The 19,107-nt window shown below is 69.2% G+C and carries 17 protein-coding genes; 8 read left to right on the top strand and 9 right to left on the bottom strand.

Features of this window, described 5'->3' with window-relative positions; translation table 11 throughout:
• The first annotated feature begins 1 nt into the window (after position 1).
• Both KUTG_RS47235 and KUTG_RS47230 read left to right on the top strand, forming a co-directional pair.
• Positions 2 to 2,530, top strand: coding sequence for an MGH1-like glycoside hydrolase domain-containing protein (locus KUTG_RS47235; RefSeq protein WP_052396274.1), 2,529 nt, complete (start codon positions 2 to 4; stop codon positions 2,528 to 2,530).
• Between the two features lie 35 nt (positions 2,531 to 2,565).
• On the top strand, positions 2,566 to 3,354 hold the full coding sequence (locus KUTG_RS47230) for a methyltransferase domain-containing protein (protein ID WP_043726444.1): 789 nt from the start codon (positions 2,566 to 2,568) through the stop codon (positions 3,352 to 3,354).
• A 45-nt stretch (positions 3,355 to 3,399) separates the two neighbouring features.
• Here the strand turns inward: KUTG_RS47230 and KUTG_RS47225 are convergent, their stop codons facing one another.
• Entirely contained in the window at positions 3,400 to 4,392 is a 993-nt protein-coding gene (locus KUTG_RS47225) for a sigma-70 family RNA polymerase sigma factor (RefSeq protein WP_232241320.1), read from the bottom strand.
• 157 nt (positions 4,393 to 4,549) lie between these two features.
• Between KUTG_RS47225 and KUTG_RS47220 the strand changes: the two genes are divergently transcribed.
• A complete protein-coding gene (locus tag KUTG_RS47220) occupies positions 4,550 to 5,143 on the top strand; it encodes a dihydrofolate reductase family protein (RefSeq protein ID WP_043726443.1) in 594 nt (197 codons plus the stop codon).
• A gap of 147 nt (positions 5,144 to 5,290) precedes the next feature.
• On the top strand, positions 5,291 to 6,172 hold the full coding sequence (locus tag KUTG_RS47215; protein ID WP_198047591.1) for an SMP-30/gluconolactonase/LRE family protein: 882 nt from the start codon (positions 5,291 to 5,293) through the stop codon (positions 6,170 to 6,172).
• Between the two features lie 93 nt (positions 6,173 to 6,265).
• On the opposite strand, the gene KUTG_RS47210 is transcribed toward KUTG_RS47215, so the two are convergent.
• Positions 6,266 to 6,700 (bottom strand): low affinity iron permease family protein, encoded by a 435-nt coding sequence (locus KUTG_RS47210; RefSeq protein WP_198047590.1) that lies wholly within the window; start codon positions 6,698 to 6,700, stop codon positions 6,266 to 6,268.
• Positions 6,701 to 6,828: 128 nt separating this feature from the next.
• On the bottom strand, positions 6,829 to 7,845 hold the full coding sequence (locus tag KUTG_RS47205) for a zinc-dependent alcohol dehydrogenase family protein (protein WP_043726439.1): 1,017 nt from the start codon (positions 7,843 to 7,845) through the stop codon (positions 6,829 to 6,831).
• Between the two features lie 170 nt (positions 7,846 to 8,015).
• Here KUTG_RS47205 and KUTG_RS47200 point away from each other — a divergent pair, with 170 nt between their 5' ends.
• On the top strand, positions 8,016 to 8,900 hold the full coding sequence (locus KUTG_RS47200) for a helix-turn-helix transcriptional regulator (protein ID WP_043726438.1): 885 nt from the start codon (positions 8,016 to 8,018) through the stop codon (positions 8,898 to 8,900).
• Positions 8,901 to 9,086: 186 nt separating this feature from the next.
• On the opposite strand, the gene KUTG_RS54910 is transcribed toward KUTG_RS47200, so the two are convergent.
• The 4 genes from KUTG_RS54910 to KUTG_RS47185 form a co-directional block, all read right to left on the bottom strand.
• Positions 9,087 to 10,223: a CHAP domain-containing protein gene (locus tag KUTG_RS54910; RefSeq protein WP_052396273.1), complete on the bottom strand. Its 1,137-nt coding sequence runs from the start codon at positions 10,221 to 10,223 to the stop codon at positions 9,087 to 9,089.
• 99 nt (positions 10,224 to 10,322) lie between these two features.
• Entirely contained in the window at positions 10,323 to 10,463 is a 141-nt protein-coding gene (locus tag KUTG_RS59865; RefSeq protein WP_157495293.1) for a hypothetical protein, read from the bottom strand.
• A gap of 294 nt (positions 10,464 to 10,757) precedes the next feature.
• The gene (locus tag KUTG_RS54905; RefSeq protein ID WP_232241319.1) at positions 10,758 to 12,602 is read right to left on the bottom strand and encodes a helix-turn-helix domain-containing protein; all 1,845 of its coding nucleotides are present in this window, start codon (positions 12,600 to 12,602) and stop codon (positions 10,758 to 10,760) included.
• Positions 12,603 to 12,851: 249 nt separating this feature from the next.
• Positions 12,852 to 13,661, bottom strand: coding sequence for an SAM-dependent methyltransferase (locus tag KUTG_RS47185; protein WP_043726436.1), 810 nt, complete (start codon positions 13,659 to 13,661; stop codon positions 12,852 to 12,854).
• A gap of 287 nt (positions 13,662 to 13,948) precedes the next feature.
• Between KUTG_RS47185 and KUTG_RS47180 the strand changes: the two genes are divergently transcribed.
• The gene (locus KUTG_RS47180; protein WP_157495291.1) at positions 13,949 to 14,827 is read left to right on the top strand and encodes a DMT family protein; all 879 of its coding nucleotides are present in this window, start codon (positions 13,949 to 13,951) and stop codon (positions 14,825 to 14,827) included.
• 73 nt (positions 14,828 to 14,900) lie between these two features.
• Here the strand turns inward: KUTG_RS47180 and KUTG_RS47175 are convergent, their stop codons facing one another.
• Positions 14,901 to 15,572, bottom strand: coding sequence for a response regulator (locus tag KUTG_RS47175; RefSeq protein ID WP_043726435.1), 672 nt, complete (start codon positions 15,570 to 15,572; stop codon positions 14,901 to 14,903).
• Positions 15,569 to 17,161, bottom strand: coding sequence for an ATP-binding protein (locus KUTG_RS47170; RefSeq protein WP_043733226.1), 1,593 nt, complete (start codon positions 17,159 to 17,161; stop codon positions 15,569 to 15,571). Before KUTG_RS47170 ends, KUTG_RS47175 begins: the two co-directional genes overlap by 4 nt.
• A 283-nt stretch (positions 17,162 to 17,444) precedes the next feature.
• Between KUTG_RS47170 and KUTG_RS47165 the strand changes: the two genes are divergently transcribed.
• Both KUTG_RS47165 and KUTG_RS47160 read left to right on the top strand, forming a co-directional pair.
• The gene (locus KUTG_RS47165; protein WP_232241318.1) at positions 17,445 to 18,239 is read left to right on the top strand and encodes an ABC transporter ATP-binding protein; all 795 of its coding nucleotides are present in this window, start codon (positions 17,445 to 17,447) and stop codon (positions 18,237 to 18,239) included.
• A complete protein-coding gene (locus KUTG_RS47160) occupies positions 18,239 to 19,093 on the top strand; it encodes an ABC transporter permease (protein WP_043726431.1) in 855 nt (284 codons plus the stop codon). The genes KUTG_RS47165 and KUTG_RS47160 overlap by 1 nt, the downstream gene beginning before the upstream one ends.
• The last annotated feature ends 14 nt before the right edge of the window (positions 19,094 to 19,107 follow it).

Below are 19,107 nucleotides of genomic sequence, written 5' to 3'. Positions count from 1 at the left end.
CATGAGGCGGGCAGGGTGGGCCACGGCCGCGGCCGTGGCGCTGCTCGCCGTCGCCGCGCCGGCCGCCCCCGCCGTCGGCGGTTCGGCCGCGGCGACCACTTTCCTCGACCACACCGCACTACTCGGTTCGGTTGAGGATCCCGGTTGGTACGAAGCCAACATCCCGTGCCTGGAGGTGCCGGACAAGCAGATCCAGGACGTCTACTACTACCGTTGGCAGACCTACAAGGAGCATCTGGTCTACACCGGACCGGAATACGGATGGCTGGCCAACGAGTTCCTCCAGCCGGTCGGTTACGGCGCCCCCTACGGGGGCGTCGTGGCGGCGGCCGGGCACCAGATCACCGAGGGCCGCTGGCTGCGGAACCAGCAGTACACCAAGGACGACATCGACTACTGGCTCAACGGCCCGGGCCAGTTCGCCAAGCCCCGCACCGACGGCGTCAACCCCGACACCGGCGACTGGGCGCACGAGTACAGTTTCTGGGCGGCGAGCGCGGTGTGGCAGCAGTACCTCGCGGCCGGTGACGCCGGCTTCACCACCGCCGAGCGGCAGGCGTTGATCCGGCAGTACGACGGGTGGGCCGATCACTTCGACAGCGGCCTCGGCCTGTACTGGCAGGTGCCGGTCTGGGATGCCACCGAGTACTCGCCGTCCTCGTACGAGTCCAGCGATCCGTACCACGGCGGCGCCGGCTTCCGGCCGACCATCAACGCCTATCAGTACGGCGACGCCATGGCCATCGCCCAGATCGCCGGGCTGGCCGGCGACACCGCGACAGCCGCCGACTTCACTCGCCGCGCCTCGGCCCTGCGGGCGGCGACGCAGACCCACCTGTGGGATCCGGGCCGCCAGTTCTTCTATGACATGCCACGGGACGACAACCCCTCCCACGCGCTGCTGGACACGCGCGAGGAGATGGGCTTCGTGCCGTGGATGTTCGACATGCCGGCAGCATCCGACTCCTCGGCGTTCGCGCAGTTGAAGGACCCCAACGGCTTCGCCGCCGCGTACGGGCCGACGACCACCGAGCGGCGCAGTCGGTGGTTCATGCACGAGGCGGCCCAATGCTGCCGTTGGGACGGTCCGTCCTGGCCGTACGAGACCTCGCAGACGCTGACCGGAGTGGCCAACCTGCTGGACGACTACCCCGCACAGTCGATCATCACCGCCGGCGACTACGTGTCGATGTTGCACACCTACGCGGCCACCCAGTACCGCAACGGACAGCCGTACGTGGCCGAGGCGCACGACCCGGACCAGCCCACGTGGATCTACGACTCGTACGACCACAGCGAGGACTACAACCACTCCACCTTCAACGACAACGTCATCTCCGGTCTGATCGGTCTGCGCGGCCAGGCCGGGAACACCCTGACGATCAAGCCCCTGGCCCCGTCCGGTTGGGACTACTTCGCGCTGGAGAACACCCCGTACCACGGCCACGACGTCACGGTGCTGTGGGACCGCACCGGTTCTCGGTATCACCAGGGCGCGGGCATGCACGTGTATGTCGACGGCCGCCAGGTGGCGTCCTCGCCGACGCCGAGGGCGGTGACCGTTCCCGTCGGGCCGGCGATCACCCAGCCTGCCTCCGGTCTGGTCGACATCGCCGCCAACGGCCAGCGTTTCGCGAGCGGTCCGCAGCCGTTCGCGTCCTACACCTCCCCGTACGACAACGCCTGGAACGCGATCGACGGCATCGTCTACCGCACCGGCATCCCCGAGAACAGCCGCTGGACGAGCTACGCCTCCCCCAACGCCAGCGACTACTACGGCGTCGATTTCCAACGCACAGTGTCGGTGAGCGACGTCCGCCTCACCTTCTACGACGACGGTGGCGGCGTGCGTTCGCCGGTGTCGTACGACCTTCAGTACGACACCGGCAACGGCTGGGCCACCGTGCCCGGCCAGGTCCGGCAGTCCGACGAGGTCACCTTCCCGGCGCTGAGCACCGACCGGTTGCGGGTCGTCGCCCCCAACCGTGGTGGCGGCACCGGCTGGGGCCTGCAGGAGTTCGAGGTGTGGAGTCCGCCGGTGTTCCACATTCAGAACGTCAACAGCGGTTTGCTGCTCGGCGTCGACCAGATGTCCACCCAGGACGGCGCCCAGGTGGTCCAGTTCCACGACAACGGCACCGCCGATCACCTGTGGCGTCTGACGCCGGCCGGCGGCGGCCAGTACAAGATCCAGAACGTCAACAGCGGCCTGCTGCTGGGTGTGTCAAACATGTCCACACGGGACAGTGCGCCCGCGGTTCAGTTCCACGACAACGGCACGACCGACCACCTGTGGAATCTGATCGACACCGGCGGCGGCCAGTTCCAGCTCCGCAACCTCAACAGCGGCCTGTTGCTGGGCGTGTCGAACATGTCCACACAGGACAGCGCGCCCGCAGTTCAGTTCCACGACAACGGCACGACCGATCATCTCTGGCGGCTGGAGCCGGCCGACCGGCCAGGCTTCAGTCAGATCGCCGGCGCACCCAGCAACCACACTGGACTGCACCATTTTCCGCCGACGAGCTGAATGAGCCTGAGCGGGACCGCTCGTATGCTGTTGCCGTGAACCGTTACCTGCTCGACAACCGCCGCCCGGAAGCGGGCGAAAGGTTCGAAGCGCTCGCCGAGCTGTTCGACCCCTGGACGTTTCGCCACCTCGACGACGTGGGTCTCGGCGAAGGATGGCGGTGTTGGGAGGTCGGCGCCGGCGGCGTCTCGGTGCCGTACGGCCTGGCGCAGCGGGTGGGGCCCGGCGGCCGGGTGCTGGCCACCGACATCGACGTCTCGTGGACCGAGCCCGCAGCGGGCGGTGTGCTGGAAGTACGGCGTCATGACGTGACAGGCGACCCGCCGCCGGCGGAGACGTTCGACCTGGTCCACGCCCGACTGGTGCTGGTCCATCTGAAGGACCGCGCGGCCGCGCTGCGAGTCATGATCGATGCGCTCAGGCCCGGCGGATGGCTGGTGATCGAGGATGCGGACCCCGCGATGCAGCCGCTTGCCTGTCCGGACGAACGCGGCCCCGCCGAAGAACTGGCGAACCGACTGCGCGCCCGAATCCGCGCGCTGATGGCCGAGCGCGGCGCAGACCTCGCGTACGGTCGCACGCTGCCCAGGCTGCTGCGTGAGTCAGATCTGGAAGACGTCAGCGCGGAGGCCTACTTCCCGATCGGATCACCCGCCTGCGCCACCCTCGAAGCGGCCACGATCCAGCACGTCCGCGACCAGCTGTTGGCCGCTGGACTGGCGACCGCCGAGGAGATCGAGACACACCTCGCGAACCTCGCCGGCGGCGATCTCCACCTCATGCTCGCACCGATGATCACCGCATGGGGCCGCAAGCCGACGTAACTCCCCGAGGACCGTTGTCCGTGATGCGCACGCTCGTCGACAGGGTCAGGTGTCTCGGCTCGGGAGTGAGCGGGGCAGGCCGAACCGGGGAAGCACGCTGCTGTCGAATGCGGTCATGGCGCTGATGCGGGCGCCGGCGAGCGTGAGCACGTAAAGGCTGGTGCCGTGGCTGATGCCGTTGGAGGCGCGCAGGTACGCGCCGAACGCGGGTTGGCCGTTGGCTCGGGTCGGCACGAGGTCGAACCTGCGGCCGGCGCGGAAGACGCTGGCGCAGAAGCGGGCGGCGGGCTCTCGGCCCTCGTACTCCAGCGGTATCGGCGGCATCGAGATGAACACGTCGTCGGTCAGCAGCTCCACCAGGGCGTCGAGATCGGCGGACTCCCACGCGCGGACGAACTTCGCCACCACCGCGCCCTCGGCGGCTGAGCCGGGTGTGGGCGGCTGGTGGTCGGCGGCCGGGCGGCGGGGCAGGGTGACCCGGGCCCGTTTGAGGGCGCTGGTGACCGAGTCGACCGTCGAGTCCAGCATCGCGGCCACCTCGGCCGCGGGGAATCCGAGCACGTCACGCAGCACGAGCACGGCAACCTGGCGCGGCGGCAGCGCCTGCAACGCGGTGACGAACGCCAGCGAGATCGACTCGGTCTGCTCGTAGCGGGCCTCCGGCCCGAGCGGTGTGTCGAGCAGGGTGTCGGGACACGGCTGCAGCCAGACGACCTCGCCGAGCCGGGTCGGCTCGGGCGGTTCGACGTCGGGCACGTTCCATTCCCTGGCCTGGCGTCGACTTGTCGAGCGACGCGCGTTGAGACACCGGTTGGTGGCGATCCGGTACAGCCAGGTGCGGATCGAGGCACGTTCCTCGAAGCCACCGAGACCCTGCCAGGCGGCCAGCAGCGTGTCCTGCAGGATGTCCTCGGCTTCCTGCATCGAGCCGAGCATCCGGTAGCAGTGCACCTGCAACTCCTTACGGTACGGCTGGATCAGTGCCGCGAACGCCTCGCCGTCCCCGGCCCGCGCCCTTGACGTCAGATCGTCGGTCACCACGCTCGTGTCACCCTCTCCCGCCGCACACGGCACTTCCTTCGGATATGGACACCGGTCGACCACGGAACTGGGCGGCCGCCGAGCGCCCAGTCTCGCCGACCTCGCGGTGTCTATCTCGTCGAGGAGTCCGACCGCGGAGCAGAGGAGCACCGACATGGGCACGATCGTCGCCTTCGAGAACATCTCGCTCGACGGAGTCACCCAGGACCCGACCGCCGAGGAGGGGGTCAGCCGCGACGACTGGCGCGCCGGGCTCGGTCCGGCCGACCGCGAGGCGTGGTACAAGATGATCACGGACGACGCGCTGGGCGCGCAGGCCGTGCTGCTGGGGCGTCGCAGCTACGAGTATTTCGCCGCGCGGTATCCATCGCGCACCGGCGCGTTGGCGGACCGGTTGAACAGCCTGCCCAAGTTCGTCGTCTCGACCGCCCTCGCCGATCCCGACTGGACCAACTCGACGGTGCTCGCCGGTGACGTCGTGGACTCGGTCGCGGCGCTCAAGCGCACCGTGCCCGGTGAGATGCGCGTCTACGCCAGTACCCGGCTCATGCACACGCTGGTCGAGCACGACCTTGTCGATGAGCTGCGGCTGGTGGTGTTTCCGCTGGTGATGGGGGTGGGCGAGCGCCTGTTCGGCCGGACCAGCAATCACAAGCAGATGCGGCTGGTCGACGTGCGCACCGTCGGCGACAGCCTCACCCACCTCACCTACCAGCGCGTCCGAGGCGCCGAGCGCCCGGCCGAGTGAGCGACCATCCGGTGGGATGCGTCGGCGGGCGCGTCCCCACCGGGTGGTCGAACGCACCCCACCTGAAGGAGAACGACTTTGTCCCCGATCACCATCAGATCATCGTGGAGACACCGTGCGGTCGCCACGATCGCCACCGTCCTGGCCGTGCTCGTCGCTGCGGCGGGTCCGGCCGCCGCGTCCTCGGGGGTACGGGTTGTCGCGTCCTTCGACGCCGGCAGCGGACAGAACCCCGAGAACCTGATCGTCGGCCCCGACGGCACCGTCTACGTCACCTGGCTGTACGCGCACGCCGTCGTGGCCGTCCACGGCGACGGCAGCCGGGCGGTCGTGACGCTGCCCGCCGGGCAGGCGACCGGCGTGGCGATAGACCCGCTGCGACCGGACCGACTCGCCGTGGGGTTGTCCTCCGCCGATCCGGCCGTCGCCGGGATCTGGATCGTGCCGCTGAGCGCCTTCGCCGGCACGGGCACACCCACGCGGCGCATTGCCTTGTCCACACAGGCGTTTCCGAACGGCGTCGTCTTCGCCACCGACGGCACCCTCTACGTCGCCGACTCGTTCGGCGGCGTGATCCTTCGAGTCGCACCCGGCACGGACACCGCGACAACATGGTTGTCCTCGCCCATGCTCGCCCCCACCGGCGCGACGTACCACGGCGTGGAGATACCCGGCGTCAACGGCCTCAAGCTGCGCAGCGGAGTCCTCTACGCCGCGAACAGCTCCCGTGGCGTGCTGCTGCGCATCCCGATCGGCCAGCACGCCGCCGGGCTTCCGGTCGTGGTCCGGTCCGGCCTGGGCATCGACGACTTCGTCATCGACGAATGCGGCGTGGTCACCGCCGCGCTGAACTTCGCCGACCAGGTGGTCCGGTTCGCCGGCGACGGGCCGATCACGATTCTCGCGGACAAAGACCACGGCGACATCCAGAACCCGACCGCCGTGGCGTTCGCCCCGCACGACGCGGTGTACGTGACCAGCGCCGCCTACTTCGGCACCCAGCCGGCCCTGCAACTCGTCAGCCGGTAGAACGCTCCCAGCGGTGGCCCGCCACGGGCACGCTGGTGCCGGGATGCGCCGGCCGTGCCCACAGGCGGCCGGCGCAGCGGCAGCGGCAGCGGCTCAGGATCCTTCGCGGTCTTCCAGACCGACCGCGGCGCGCAGTTCGTGGGAGTCGCGGCGCAGGTCGGCGTTGTCCTGGCCGGCGACGTGGCCCATGAGGGTGGCCAGGCCCTCCGCGATCGCGTTGAGCTTGTGCTGCACCGCGTCGTCGGCGCGTTTCTGGGTGTTCTGCAACAGCGCCACGAGCAGGAACGTCACGATCGTGGTGACGGTGTTGATGATCAGCTGCCAGGTGTCGATGCTGCCGAAGAGGAAGAACGACGGCGCCCAGACCACGACCAGCACCACGCAGAACGCGAAGAACCAGGCGCGGGAGGCGAAGTGGTCGGCGTGGGTGGCGAACTTGTCGAAGGCCGAGAGCCGCCCGGTGATGTCGGTGGGCATGGTGGCCGGGTCGTGCAGGCTGGGTTTGTCCTGGCGGTTCGTGCTGGTCATCGGGGCCTCCCGGTCCGGTCCTGGCTGGCCCCGCGAATACCCCCGATCAGGCGAACCGAAACGATCTTGCCGGACGCGTGGTGGCCGCGCGGCACGGCCGTCGACCTGGACGAGCCCCACCGACAAGGTCAGCCGCGCAGCAGGGCCTTGACGGCACGGCGTTCGTCCATGGCCCGGTAGCCCTCGGCGACCTGCTCCAGCGGCAAGGTGAGGTCGAAGACCTGGCCCGGGTTGATTCGGCCCGACAGCACCCGCTCGACGAGGTCGGGCAGGTAGCGGCGCACGGGGGCGGGACCGCCGCGCAGGCCGACGTGGGAGAAGAACAGGTGCTGCCCGTCGATCGACACCTCGTGCGGGACGCCGACGAAGCCGACGTTGCCGCCGGGCCGTGCGCTGCGCAGGGCCTGCCGCATGGCCTCGGGCGTGCCGACGCACTCCAGCACCGCGTCGGCGCCGATTCCCCCGGTGAGATCCATGATCTGCGCGACGCCGTCGTCGCCGCGCTCCGTGACGATGTCGGTGGCGCCGAACTCCCGGGCGAGCCGCTGGCGGGAGTCGTGGCGGCTCATCGCGATGATCCGCTCGGCGCCGAGTTCCCTGGCGGCGATCACGCCGCACAGGCCCACCGCGCCGTCGCCGACCACCACGGCCGTCGAACCGGGCTTGACCTCGGCGGCGAGCGCGGCGTACCAGCCGGTGCCCATCACGTCGGAGGTCGCGAGCAGGCTGGGCACGAACTCCTCGGCCGGGTGTTCGCCGGTGGCGACGAGAGTGCCCTGGGCGTGGGGAATGCGGACGTAGTCGGCCTGGCAGGTGGTCATGAACTCACGGTGCAGGCAGGAGGACTGCCAGCCGTTGCGGCAGTTCAAGCAGGTGTTGTCCGAGGTGGCGAAGGAGCCGACCACGAACTGGCCGGGCCGGACGGCGGTGACCTCGTCGCCGGTCTCCTCGACGATGCCGACGTACTCGTGGCCCATCGGGTGCGGCTCGGCGACGGGCTCCAGGCCGCGGTAGGGCCACAGGTCCGAGCCGCACACGCAGGTGGCGACCGTGCGGATGATCGCGTCGGTCGGATGCAGGATCTTCGGGTCGTCGAGCTGTTCCAGCCTGACGTCGCCGGGAGCGTGGATGACTGCGCCGCGCATGGGTGACTCCTCACAGATGGTGATTTTGGTGGGGTCGCCAGGCGGTTCGTGCCCGGACGGAACACCACGTCATCCAGGTAACCGCCGGTCCGAGACGACAGCGAGTCACTGACAAAGGGTGTACTGCCAGTACATCCCACGGGGCCGGGTGCGCGGCGTACGGTCGGGACGTGGACAACCGCGCCGAAGTCCGCGAGTTCCTGGTCTCGCGACGAGCCAAGATCACCCCGGAGCAGACCGGGCTGCCCGGTGGCAGCCGTCGTCGCGTGCCGGGGCTGCGTCGCAGCGAGGTAGCCGCGCTGGCCGATGTCAGCGTCGAGTACTACGCCAAGCTCGAACGGGGCAACCTCGCGGGCGTTTCACCCGGTGTGCTGGAGTCCGTCGCCCGGGCGCTGCACCTCGACGACGCCGAGCGCGCCCACCTGCTCCATCTGGCGCAGGCCGCCGACGGCACGGAGGCGCTCACCCGGCCTCGGCGCCGCACCGCCAGGCAGTGGACTCCGCATCGCAGTCTGCAATGGACGCTGGACGCGGTCACCGAGGGGCCCGCGTTCGTCCGCAATGGACGGATGGACCTGCTCGCGGCCAACCAGCTGGCTCGGGCCTTCTACCACGACGTCTACCACGGTGCGGGGCGCGACGGTCAGCAGCCGCCGAACCTCGCCCGGTTCCAGTTTCTCGACCCGGCATCCCACAGCTTCTACCTCGACTGGGACCAGGCGGCCGACATCACCGTCGCGATCCTGCGCACCGAGGCCGGCCGCGCCCCTCACGACAAGGACCTGCACGACCTCGTCGGTGAACTGTCCACTCTCAGCGACGCCTTCCGGATCCGGTGGGGCGCGCACAATGTCCGCCATCACGGAACTGGCGTGAAGCGATTCCACCACTCCGTGGTCGGCGACCTGACCCTTGCCTACGAGGGTTTGGAAATGGCCGCCGAACCCGGGCTCACCCTCACCATCTACACTGCCGAGCCTGCCTCATCTTCCGAGGAGAGCCTGCGGCTGCTCGCCTCCTGGGCCGCCACCGAGAACGCCCACTCCGCGAGCTGACCACCCGCACCGATTTCCCGGCCCCACTTCACTTCACCTCGACATCAGCGCTCGCGCGGCCACCGTCGCCGCGGGCATCGACGTGCTCCCCGACCGTCCTCCCCAAGGACACCGGTCACCTGGGTCGGACGGCCGGGAAGCAGATCTCGCGCCGCCCCCTCGATGACGCGAGATCCCGCCGATCGGTCAGTGGAACTGATGGATGTGCACGAAGTTCGACGGCCAGGAGAACGTCAGGTTCCCCACCACGGTCGCGCTCTTCGTGCTGAACGTGTTCACCGAGTACTCGCCGTTCCCGGTCAGGTTGAAGTTCTCGACCACGATCGATCCGTCGGAGTTGACCTTGTCGACGTAGGCCACATGGCCGAAGCCGGCCATGCCGCCGGAGTTGGCGTTCCACTGCGCCACCGCGCCGGGCGTCGGCGTCTGGTCCACCCAGAAGCCGGAGTTGTAGCGCGTCGCGTTGTTCGCCCAGTCCTTGGCGTCCGGACCCATGCCCGGGTTGCCGCCGTTGATGTCCACCGAGTACGTGCGGTAGTCGGTCGGCGTGCCGCCGGGCCCGCCGATCTGCGTGTACTGCCGGCCGCCGGAGTTCTCGTAGATCTTCCACGCGACGAACGAGTCGCACTCGCGGGCGTACTGGAAGCCGCCCCGGGTCGGCGCGTCGACGAAGTCGCTCGGCGGGTTCTTCGCCGGGTCGAAGGCGGCGTAGCGCCAGGGATAGTCGTCGCCGGTGACCAGGTTCTGCGGGCCGGGACCCTCAGCCCAGTGCTCGCCGTCCCTGGCCACGGTCTGGTCGGCCTGCAACACGCCCTGCAGGTCGCCGGGATAGTTGCTGCCCTGGTCGGCGGACACGTAGTAGCTGCCGCCGCTGGAGTCGTTCGCTTTGAGCGTGAACACGGGGTAGTTGCCGCTGGTGCCGATCTGCACCTGGTAGAACGTCTCCCACGGGCCGACGGTGGTCTGGCCGGGCCGGGCGTGCAGGGTGCCCCGGTCACGGCCGGCCCAGGAGAACTCGGCAGTGACGTAGGCCTGCGCGACGTCCGACCAGAGCGCGACGGCGCCGGCGGGCATGCCGGACAGGTGCCGGATCTGATAGCCCTCGTACGGGCCGGGGATCGTGGAGCGGGCGCGCAGCACGTTCTTGGCGTGTCGGCCCTGGCTGTCGGTCCAGCCTGCCTCCGTGGAGACGTAGTTCCAGCCGCTGACCGTCCGCAGGTACGTGTGGTGCTGTTCAGCGCCGGCCGCGTCGGCCGGCGTGGCCGCGATCATCGCGGTGCCCAGCGTGACGACCGCGGCAAGCAGTGGTAGCCGGATACGCATCGAACCTCCTTGTGCCGGAACGGGTTCGATCCGAGACAAGCAGGGCCTACCGGGTGGTCGACACGGTCCGGACCGACCCCGGACCACTTTCGGACCGGCTCAGGCGGAGGCGTCCGACAGCACGGCGAGCGCCCGCAGGGCGGCGGCCTGGTAGCTGTTGTCCCCCAGGTCCGCGAACGCCTCGACGGCGACCGCGAGTTCCCGCCTGGCGTCCTCGCGCCGGCCGGCGGCGGTGAACACCCGGCCGAGGCCGAATCCACCTGATTTGTAATGTTCTTCGTCTTCTGGATTCGCCCAATAATTTGTAGGGACTTACGTTGGTTAAACCCACCTAACTCTCTATGTTTGGTAAGAAGACTCCATACTGAACGTCCGCACTTATTGTACACACTCATGACGATAAACGCGTACAAAGTATTGACCCCATCGCGCGGCTATCTTGTTTGTTCGCCTGGCTCGCTAGCGTAGGGGGACCTTATCTAGGTCTGGGTCGCGCATTTCCCCTGCGTATGAGATTACCGATACCCGACCCGGTCAAATATCACGAAGCGAGCATGGCTTGACATTCTTATGGAAAAGGCGGATCGCCTCGGCGAACAGCGACGCCGCACTCTCGTGCTGGCCGATGTCGCCGAGCGCGCAGCCCAGCCGATCGAGGGCGCCGGCTTCCTCGTCGGCACGCCCGATCCGACGGGCCAGCCGGACCGCGGCCCGGCCGTGTTCGATCGCCGCCTCGGCGTCGCCGACCGAACGCAGTGCGATGCACAGTCCGTTCAGCGCGATCACCTGCCGCAGGTCGTCGCCGACAGTCGCGGCCACCTCCAGGACGGACTTGTTCACGTCCTGCCACTCGTCCCAGTGGCACCGCAGGTCCCAGTACCACGGCAGAGCCACCAGCAGCGGGAACACCAGCTCGGTCAGGCCCAGTTCACAGGCCCGCCGCACGCCGGCCGTGACGCAGCGATAGTCGGCGTCCAGCCAGCGAACCGCCTGCGCGCGGTCGGCGAACCGGGATTCCGGCCGGGGCACGGCGTAGCCGGACGGGTCCAGCGTCGCGCCCGCGTCGAATGCGGTGCCGAGCAGGTCGCCGAGCACGGCCCGTTCGACCGAATGCCGGTCGCCCGCCGCCTCCTCTCGGTTGAGTCGCGTCTCGGCGAACAACCTGAGCAGGTCGTGCATTCGGTACCGATGGGCGCGATCGGACGCCTGCATCATGCCGCGCTGGGTCAGCTCCGCGAGGGCCGTGTCCACGTCACCGTCGGGTAGCGCCGTAGCGGCGGTCCGCGCACTGAAGTCCGGACCTGGCAGCAGCGGCGCCCGCCGGAACAGTGTCCGCGCCGGCTCGGACAGCGCTTGATAGCTCAGCTCGAACACCGTGCTCACGGCGCGGTCGCCGACCCTCAGCCGGTCCAGCCGGGTCGTCCGGTCCGCCAACTCGTCGGCCCAATCCCGCAGCTGCCCATGTGGCCAGGCCGCGACGCCGGCTGCCGCGAGCCGGGTGGCCAGCGGCAGATGCCCGCAGTGGGCGACGATCTGCCTGCTCTCGTGCAGCTCGGCCGCGACCCGATCCGCCCCGGCGACCCGCCGGAACAGCTCCAGCGCGGCATCCGGCGCGAACACGCCGAGGCGGACGTGCCGCACGCCGTCCAGCGCGGCCAACGGGCCACGCGAGGTGATCAACACCAGCGCCTCGCCGTGCCCCGGCAGCGCTGGTCGCACCTGAGCCTCGTCGGCGGCGTCGTCCAGCACGATCAGCACCCGCCGCGTGGCCAGCACGGAGCGCAACAACGCCGCGCGGCCGTCCACGTCCGTGGGCAGCCGGTTGTCCGGAACGCCCAGCGGGACAAGGAGTTTCGCCAGCACCTGAGCCGGCGGCAGTGGCGCGGGACCGGCGCCGTGCAGTGCGACGAACAACTGGCCGTCCGGGTAGTCGGCCCGAACGCGATGCGCGAGGTGCAGCACGAAGCTCGACTTGCCGACGCCGGGTTCGCCGGACACGGTGACGACCGCCGGCGCCTTCCGGATCCACCCCAGCACCCGGGACAACTCCGCCGCCCGGTCGACGAAGTCCGCGAGATCCGCCGGCAGCTGCGCGACCGGCTCGGACGGCGGCGGGACGACCACGACGCCTTGGGCCCGCGCCTCGTGCACGGCGTCCCACAGCCGGGTCAGCTCCGCGGCGTCATCCGGATAAACGTTGCAGTACAAGGCGAGCAGGCCGGCAGGGGGCAACCGGCGTCCGTGCTCGAAGTCGACCAGCGCGCTGTGTCCGGTGGCGCCGAGCCGGCGGGCCATGCCGCGCAGGGAGAGACCGCGCTGGAGCCGCAGCCGCCGCAGGCATGCGCCGAGAGCACATAACGCGGCCTGATCCGCCGCCACGCCTTCCTCCCCAGGTTCACCCACCGTAGTCGACGGTACTCAGCAACCCCCGGGTGCGCACTCCCCTCAGTGGCCGAGTCCCCGGACATCGGGCCGGTCCGGCCTTCGCCTTGGGTGGGTAGAGTCCACCGCGAGCGTGTGGACCGGACGCTGATCACCGACCGGTACCACCTCGAACAGGTGCGTCGACGGGATCGCCTCGGCGGCCTGATCCACGAATATCAGCAGGTCGCATGATGTGACACAGTGTCACGGTTTGACCGCGACCCCCGCGTACAGTCCGTCCCGCTCAGGGTCGACGGCGGGCGCGATCCCGTGGTCCGGCCGCCATCCCGAGGTCGTGACCAACCCGGGCTCGACCAGTTCGAAGTCGCCGAACAACTCCAGCACCTGCTCGCGAGTTCGTGGGAACACGTGGTTCTGCGTGCTTTTCATCGTCTCGATGATCTCGTCGCCGTGCACGCTGGTGAAGTCGTCTGTCAGGTGCGTGAGCGCGAGGTGGCTCCCCGGCGCGATGGCGTCGCGGTAGCGGGCGAACACTCCGGCCGGGTCGCAGTCGGGCGGCAGGTAGTGCCCGATCGTGATGGCCAGCAACCCGACGGGCTGCGAGAAGTCGATCAGCCTGCGAGTCTCCTCGGCGTTCAGCACATCGTTCGGCCGAGAGACGTCGCACTGGACGATGGTGGCGTCCGCGTTCTCGGCGAGCAGGAGTTGACTGTGGGCGACGGCAACGCCCTCGTAGTCCACATACACCACGCGCGAGCCCGGCACGATCTTCTGAGCGATCTCATGCACGTTGCCGGCCGTCGGAATGCCCGAGCCGAGGTCGAGGAACTGACGCACACCCGCCTCCGCCATGAACTGAACCGCGCGGCGCAGGAAAGCACGGTTGCCGCGGGCGATGTCGGCGACGTTGGGCTGAACGGCGAGCAACCTGGTGGCCATCGCCCGGTCAGGGGCGAAGTTGTGGCTGCCACCGAGCAGGTAGTCGTAGATCCGCGCCACGCTGGGCACGTCTCGATCTACCCCGGCCGGGGTCCACTCCACCGTGTCCGACATCCGTGCGCCTCCATCCGGTCCGCATTGTTTATCGCATGGCGAGCAGGACCGCCACCACCGCCACCCTGCCGAGCGAAAGCTCTAGCAGCTCGCCCTGAATCCTTGACCGGTCCTGTCGTCGCAGGCGGGAGGCATGGGCCGACTTCCGCAACCCCATGGGATGACGACGCTCCAGGGCAGCTATCGCCAAGCTGTTGACTGGCTGTCGGCGTGCTGTTGATCGGCGTGTTGCGGGCACGGCAGGACGTACGGTGCGCGCAGGACGTCGAATCCGGCAGGAGCGCGGAATGATCTGGTGGTCGGTCGGATTGGCCTGCGGTGCTGCGTGTTGTCAAGCCGTTGCGGCGTATTGGCAACACCGCGCGGTCCGCGCGGGGCAGAGCTCCGGCCTGCTCACCGGCCGCGCGCTGATGCGAACCCTGGCCGACCGGCGGTGGCTGCTTGGCCTACTCATGATGGCGGTCGGGGCTGCGATGCACATCGCTGCGCTCGCCACGGCGCCGCTGGTCGTCATCCAGCCCGTGGGCATCCTCGCCCTCATCCTGATCGCGCTGCCCGGTCGGCGCAGTCCCCGCATGCCGTTCCTGGCGATCGCGCTCACCAGCGTGGCCGTCGGGCTTTTCGTCGTGCTCGCGGCCAGTACCAGCACCCAGGCCGCCATCCCCACCAGCGCAGTGCTCAGCGCGGTGCTGATCGGTGCGATCGCGGTCGCGGTTCTGCTGGCATCGGGCCTTGCCACGACGGGCCGTCGACGGTGCGCGCTGTTCGGAACCGGGGCCGGAGTGCTCTACGGCACGGTGTCCGCGGTGATCCGCGCGATGCTCCAGCACATCAGCTCGTCCGGTCTGGACCTGATCACACTCGTGTTCGCCGCGACGATCGCGATCGCTCTGCTCGGCGCCGCCTGGCTGATCAATCAGGCGCATGCCAACGGACCGGCCGCGGCGGTCGTTGCGACGCTGACCATCGTGGATCCCTTGGTGGCGTCGGGAATCGGCTTGTTCGTCTACCACGAGTCGACCAACAGCAGCGTCGGCATCATGATCGCCCAGGCGGGTTGCGCGATAGTCGCGGTGGTCGGGGCGCTCGTGCTGGCCGGGCGTCTACCCGAGTTGGCGGCCATCGACGGCCGGCCCACCGAGGAACAGAGCTTGCAGTTGATGTGACGCCTCAGGCAGGCGGGGAGCAGCCGCGGTGCGGACGGCCCGGCGGATGGCAGTCGGCTGCGACCGGGTTCACTCACTTGACGGCGTAGCGGTGTACTGGACGCCCGGCCCGGCCGTACTCCAGGTGCAGCTGGACGGCCCCGCGGCGATGGAGCTCGCTCAGGTAGCGCTGCGCCGTCGGCCGGCTCACGCCCAACCGGTCCGCGAGGGTGAACGCACCGACAGGCTCGGCCGACAACCGCACGGCATCGAGGATCTTGCGCATCGTCGGCGGCATCATGCCGTCGGCCGTCGGTGACGGCGTCGCCCCACGCAGCAACGTGTAGAGAGCGTCCACAGTGGCCTGATCGGCCTCGCCGCCGCCGCTGGTCTGCGACCGCCAGAGCCGGTAGGCGTCGAGCTGGCGGCGCAGCTGCGGCAGCCCGAACGGCTTGACCAGGTAGTAGACAACGCCCATGTGCATCGCGGACCGCACAGTGGCCAGGTCGCGGGCGGCGGTGACGACGATACAGTCGGGCACGGCGCCGTCGCCGGAGCTCAGGTCACGCAGCAGAGAAAGCCCGTCGCCATCGGGCAGGTAGAAGTCCAGTAGCAGCAGGTCCGGAGCGGTATCGGCGACCGCCTGCCGGGCCTCGGCCACCGTGTGCGCCTCGCCGACGCACGTGAATCCGGGGATCCGTTCGACGCTGGCGGCGTGGATGCGGGCCACCCGATAGTCGTCGTCGACGACAAGCGTCCTGATCATCTCGCCACCTCCAGCTCGGGTGCGTGCAACGGGAGCCTGATGTCGAACCGGGCGCCGGGCCCGGCTGCCACCTCGACGGAGCCGCCCGCGCGCAGCACGAGCCGGTGCACCAGGGCCAGTCCCAGCCCCCGCCGGATGCCGTTGCGCGTCGACTTGGTCGAGTAGCCGTCGAGGAAGATTTTCTCGATCTCCGCCTGGGACATGCCCGGCCCCGTGTCGCTGACGACCACCTGGGCCACATCGTCGACGTCCGTGATCCGCACCGTGACCTCACGAGGCTGCGAGCCGCCGGCCACCGCGTCCACTGCGTTGTCGATCAGGTTGCCGAGCACCGTCAACAAGGGTCCGGTCTCCGCGTACCCGCGATCCAGCCGTGACTCCGGGTCGATGACCAGCCGCACGCCCGACTCGGCGGCCGTGGTCACCTTCGCCACCAACAACGCCGCGAGCTCGGCGGGCGCGATCCGGACCTGAATGTCGTTGGCCTGATCGGTGGCACCGCCGGCCACCTCGGCGAGGTAGCGCGCCGCCTCGTCGGTCTCGCCCAGTCCCAGCAGGCCGGCCAGCACGTGCAGGCGGTTGGTGAACTCATGTTCCTGGGCGCGCAAGGCATTGGTCAGACCGGTCAGCGCATGCAGTTCCCGCATCAGGCCCTCCAACTCGGTGCGGTCGCGCAAGGTCACGACGTGCCCGGCCGGCCTTCCCGCGAGCAGGATCGGCATTCTGTTCACCACCAACAGGAAATCGTCCGTCAGCACCACCTCGTCGCTGCCCAGCGGGCCGTCCACGAGCAGGTCCCGCAGCCGGCCCTCCGGCACCAGTCGCGAGACCGGGCAGCCGGTGCCGGCCCGGCGGATGCCCAGCAGCCGGCGTGCCTCGTCGTTGATCACGCTCACGTGCCCCTTGGCGTCGATGCCCACGACGCCTTCCCTGATGCCGTGCAGCATCGCCTCGCGTTCCTGCAGCAGCGCGGCGATCTCGGAAAGCTCCAGCCCGAAGGTCACTCGTTTCAGGGCGCCGGCGAGCAGCCACGACGCCAGCACACCGATGCCCAGCGCCAGCAGCGAGTACAGCGCGATGTCGAGGATCTGCACGGCGATCTGGCTGCTGACCCGGTCTTCCGGGATGCCGACGGACACCTCGCCGATGATCCCGCCGTCCGACGCGCGCAGCGGCACCTTGGCGTTGGCGGAGTTGCCGAGGCTGCCGGGGTCGATGCCGAAGTAGGCGTTCCCGTCCAGCGCGACAACGGGTTCCTCCAGGCGCTGGCCGATCAGCGCCGGCGTGGGATGCGAGTACCGCACGCCCCTCCGGTCGGCCACCACGACATAGCTTGCGCTGGTGTTCTTGCGCACCTGTTCGGCCAGTGCCTGGATGCGGTGATCGGGATCCCTCTGCGCCAAGGCATCGGCGACCTCGGGAACGTGCGCGACGGTGTTGGCGATGTCCAGCGCGCGCTGCGTGTACTGGGCGTCCAGCGTCCGGCCGGTCAGGTTCGCGTAGAGCAGAGCACCGGCCGTGCTCGTCACCAGCAGGATCGCCAGCACACAGAGCAGGATCTGGGTCGCCAGCGGACGGGTACGCCACATGGCCACTCCGATCTGCCACGTTTCGTCGGGGGCGTTGGCGCATGACATCACGCCGCAACGCCGATGCCAAGGCGCACGTCCATTTTGTCGCAATCACCGCTGAACGAAACGAGCAAAACGCCGGGAAACGCACTCCTCGACGGGTATCGAGCTCAATATGTCGGGCCGGTTTCGGCCTGCCTACCGTCCTGCGGCAACAAGAACGCAACAACACGCCGGCTGTGACGGAGGGAATCCTACCGTGCGCGCAGAGAAATCAAAGCCCGCCATCGAGCTGCGACGAGTGGCCAAGCGGTTCACCACCGACAGCGGCACCCCGTACACCGCGCTGCGCGAGCTCGACCTCACCGTGGCAGAAGGCGAGTTCTGCGCGGTGGTCGGGCCGACGGGATGCGGCAAGTCGACCATGCTGACGCTCGTCTCCGGGCTGGAGCGGCCATCCGTCGGCTCGGTGACCGTGCACGGCAAGCCGGTGGACGGCATCACGCCGGGCGTCGGTTTCGTGTTCCAGACCGACGCGATCCTGCCGTGGAAGTCCGTGCTGGACAACGTCTCCGCCGGACCACGGTTTCGCGGCGTGCCGAAGAAGGACGCGCTGGAGTCGGCCCGCGACTGGATCAGGCGCGTGGGACTGGCCGGGTTCGAGGACCGCTACCCGCACCAGCTCTCCGGCGGCATGCGCAAGCGAGTCGCGCTGGCCCAGAACCTGATCACCGAGCCGCGGGTGATCCTCATGGACGAGCCGTTCTCCGCGCTGGACGTGCAGACCAGGGCCAAGATGTCCGACGAGCTGCTGGCGCTGTGGGACCTGACCCGCCCGGCCGTCGTGTTCGTCACGCACGATCTCGAGGAGGCCATCGCCCTGGCCGACACGGTGGTGGTGTTGACCGCCGGCCCGGCCGCCACGATCAAGGCCCGGTTCCCGGTGGACCTGCCCAGGCCCCGGGTCGTCCAGGAGATCCGGTTCGACCAGCGGTTCCTCGACATCTACCACCAGATCTGGGACGCGCTGCGCACCGAGGTCGACATCGCCTACTCGCAGAGCACCCGGCTGGACACCGACCGGAGGGCGTCGTGATGACCGCGCAGGAGGCACCGATCGAGGTGGCATCGGTCGAGTCGACCCACCGCCGTGCCGCCCGCCGGCACCGGGTTCTGGTGCACCTGACCCAGGTGGCCGTGCTAGTCGTGATCGTCGGTGGCTGGCAACTGATCGTTCAGGGCGATTCTCGCAGCGTGATCCTCTACGGCGTGCCGTCGGGCATCGTGGACCGGCTCTGGACCTGGGTCTCCGAGGGAACGGCGATCGGCTCGCTCGGCGACCAGATCGTGACGACCCTGGAAGAGGCGCTGATCGGGTTCGTGATCGGCACCGCGCTGGGCATCGTGTGCGGGATCGCGCTGGGCCGGATTCGTTTCCTGTCCGAGGTGTTCGGGCCGTTCATCAAGGTGCTCAACGCGATCCCCCGCATCGTGTTGGGATCGGTGTTCGTGCTGGCCTTCGGGCTGGGCCTGGAGTCGAAGATCCTGCTGGTGATCGTGCTGGTGTTCTTCGGCGTGTTCTTCAACGCCTTTCAGGGCACCCGCGAGGTGGACCGCAACTTCGTCGCCAACGCCAGCATCCTCGGCGCGTCCCGCTGGCAGGTCACCAGCCAGGTGGTGCTGCCCTCGGCGTTCACCTGGATCATCGCCAGCCTGCACGTCAGTTTCGGCTTCGCGCTGATCGGCGCGATCGTCGGCGAGTTCCTGGGGGGCTATTCGGGCCTGGGCGTGTTGATCAAGAACGCTCAGGGCACGTTCGACGCCAACGGCGTCTGGGCGGCCATGGTCATCATGGGCGCCGTCGCCCTGGTCGCGGAGTTACTCATCACGCGACTGGAGAACCGCCTGCTGCGCTGGCGCCCGGCCAGGCTGGCCGGTCCCGATCTGTGAGCACTTTCCGCGCC

Origin of the sequence: Kutzneria sp. 744 (genome assembly GCF_000568255.1) — a bacterium.
Classification (GTDB): Bacteria; Actinomycetota; Actinomycetes; order Mycobacteriales; family Pseudonocardiaceae; genus Kutzneria.
Note: the sequence above shows the minus strand (reverse complement) of the source record. Positions and strands in the feature narration are given on the sequence as shown.

Excerpts from the sequence above, each read along its gene's own strand:
- KUTG_RS47235 (WP_052396274.1), top strand. The coding sequence starts at position 2 with ATGAGGCGGGCAGGGTGGGCCACGGCCGCGGCCGTGGCGCTGCTCGCC.
- KUTG_RS47220 (WP_043726443.1), top strand. The coding sequence starts at position 4,550 with ATGGGCACGATCGTCGCCTTCGAGAACATCTCGCTCGACGGAGTCACC.
- KUTG_RS47210 (WP_198047590.1), bottom strand. The coding sequence starts at position 6,700 with ATGACCAGCACGAACCGCCAGGACAAACCCAGCCTGCACGACCCGGCC.
- KUTG_RS47205 (WP_043726439.1), bottom strand. The coding sequence starts at position 7,845 with ATGCGCGGCGCAGTCATCCACGCTCCCGGCGACGTCAGGCTGGAACAG.
- KUTG_RS54910 (WP_052396273.1), bottom strand. The coding sequence starts at position 10,223 with ATGCGTATCCGGCTACCACTGCTTGCCGCGGTCGTCACGCTGGGCACC.
- KUTG_RS47185 (WP_043726436.1), bottom strand. The coding sequence starts at position 13,661 with ATGTCGGACACGGTGGAGTGGACCCCGGCCGGGGTAGATCGAGACGTG.
- KUTG_RS47180 (WP_157495291.1), top strand. The coding sequence starts at position 13,949 with ATGATCTGGTGGTCGGTCGGATTGGCCTGCGGTGCTGCGTGTTGTCAA.
- KUTG_RS47175 (WP_043726435.1), bottom strand. The coding sequence starts at position 15,572 with ATGATCAGGACGCTTGTCGTCGACGACGACTATCGGGTGGCCCGCATC.
- KUTG_RS47170 (WP_043733226.1), bottom strand. The coding sequence starts at position 17,161 with ATGTGGCGTACCCGTCCGCTGGCGACCCAGATCCTGCTCTGTGTGCTG.
- KUTG_RS47160 (WP_043726431.1), top strand. The coding sequence starts at position 18,239 with ATGACCGCGCAGGAGGCACCGATCGAGGTGGCATCGGTCGAGTCGACC.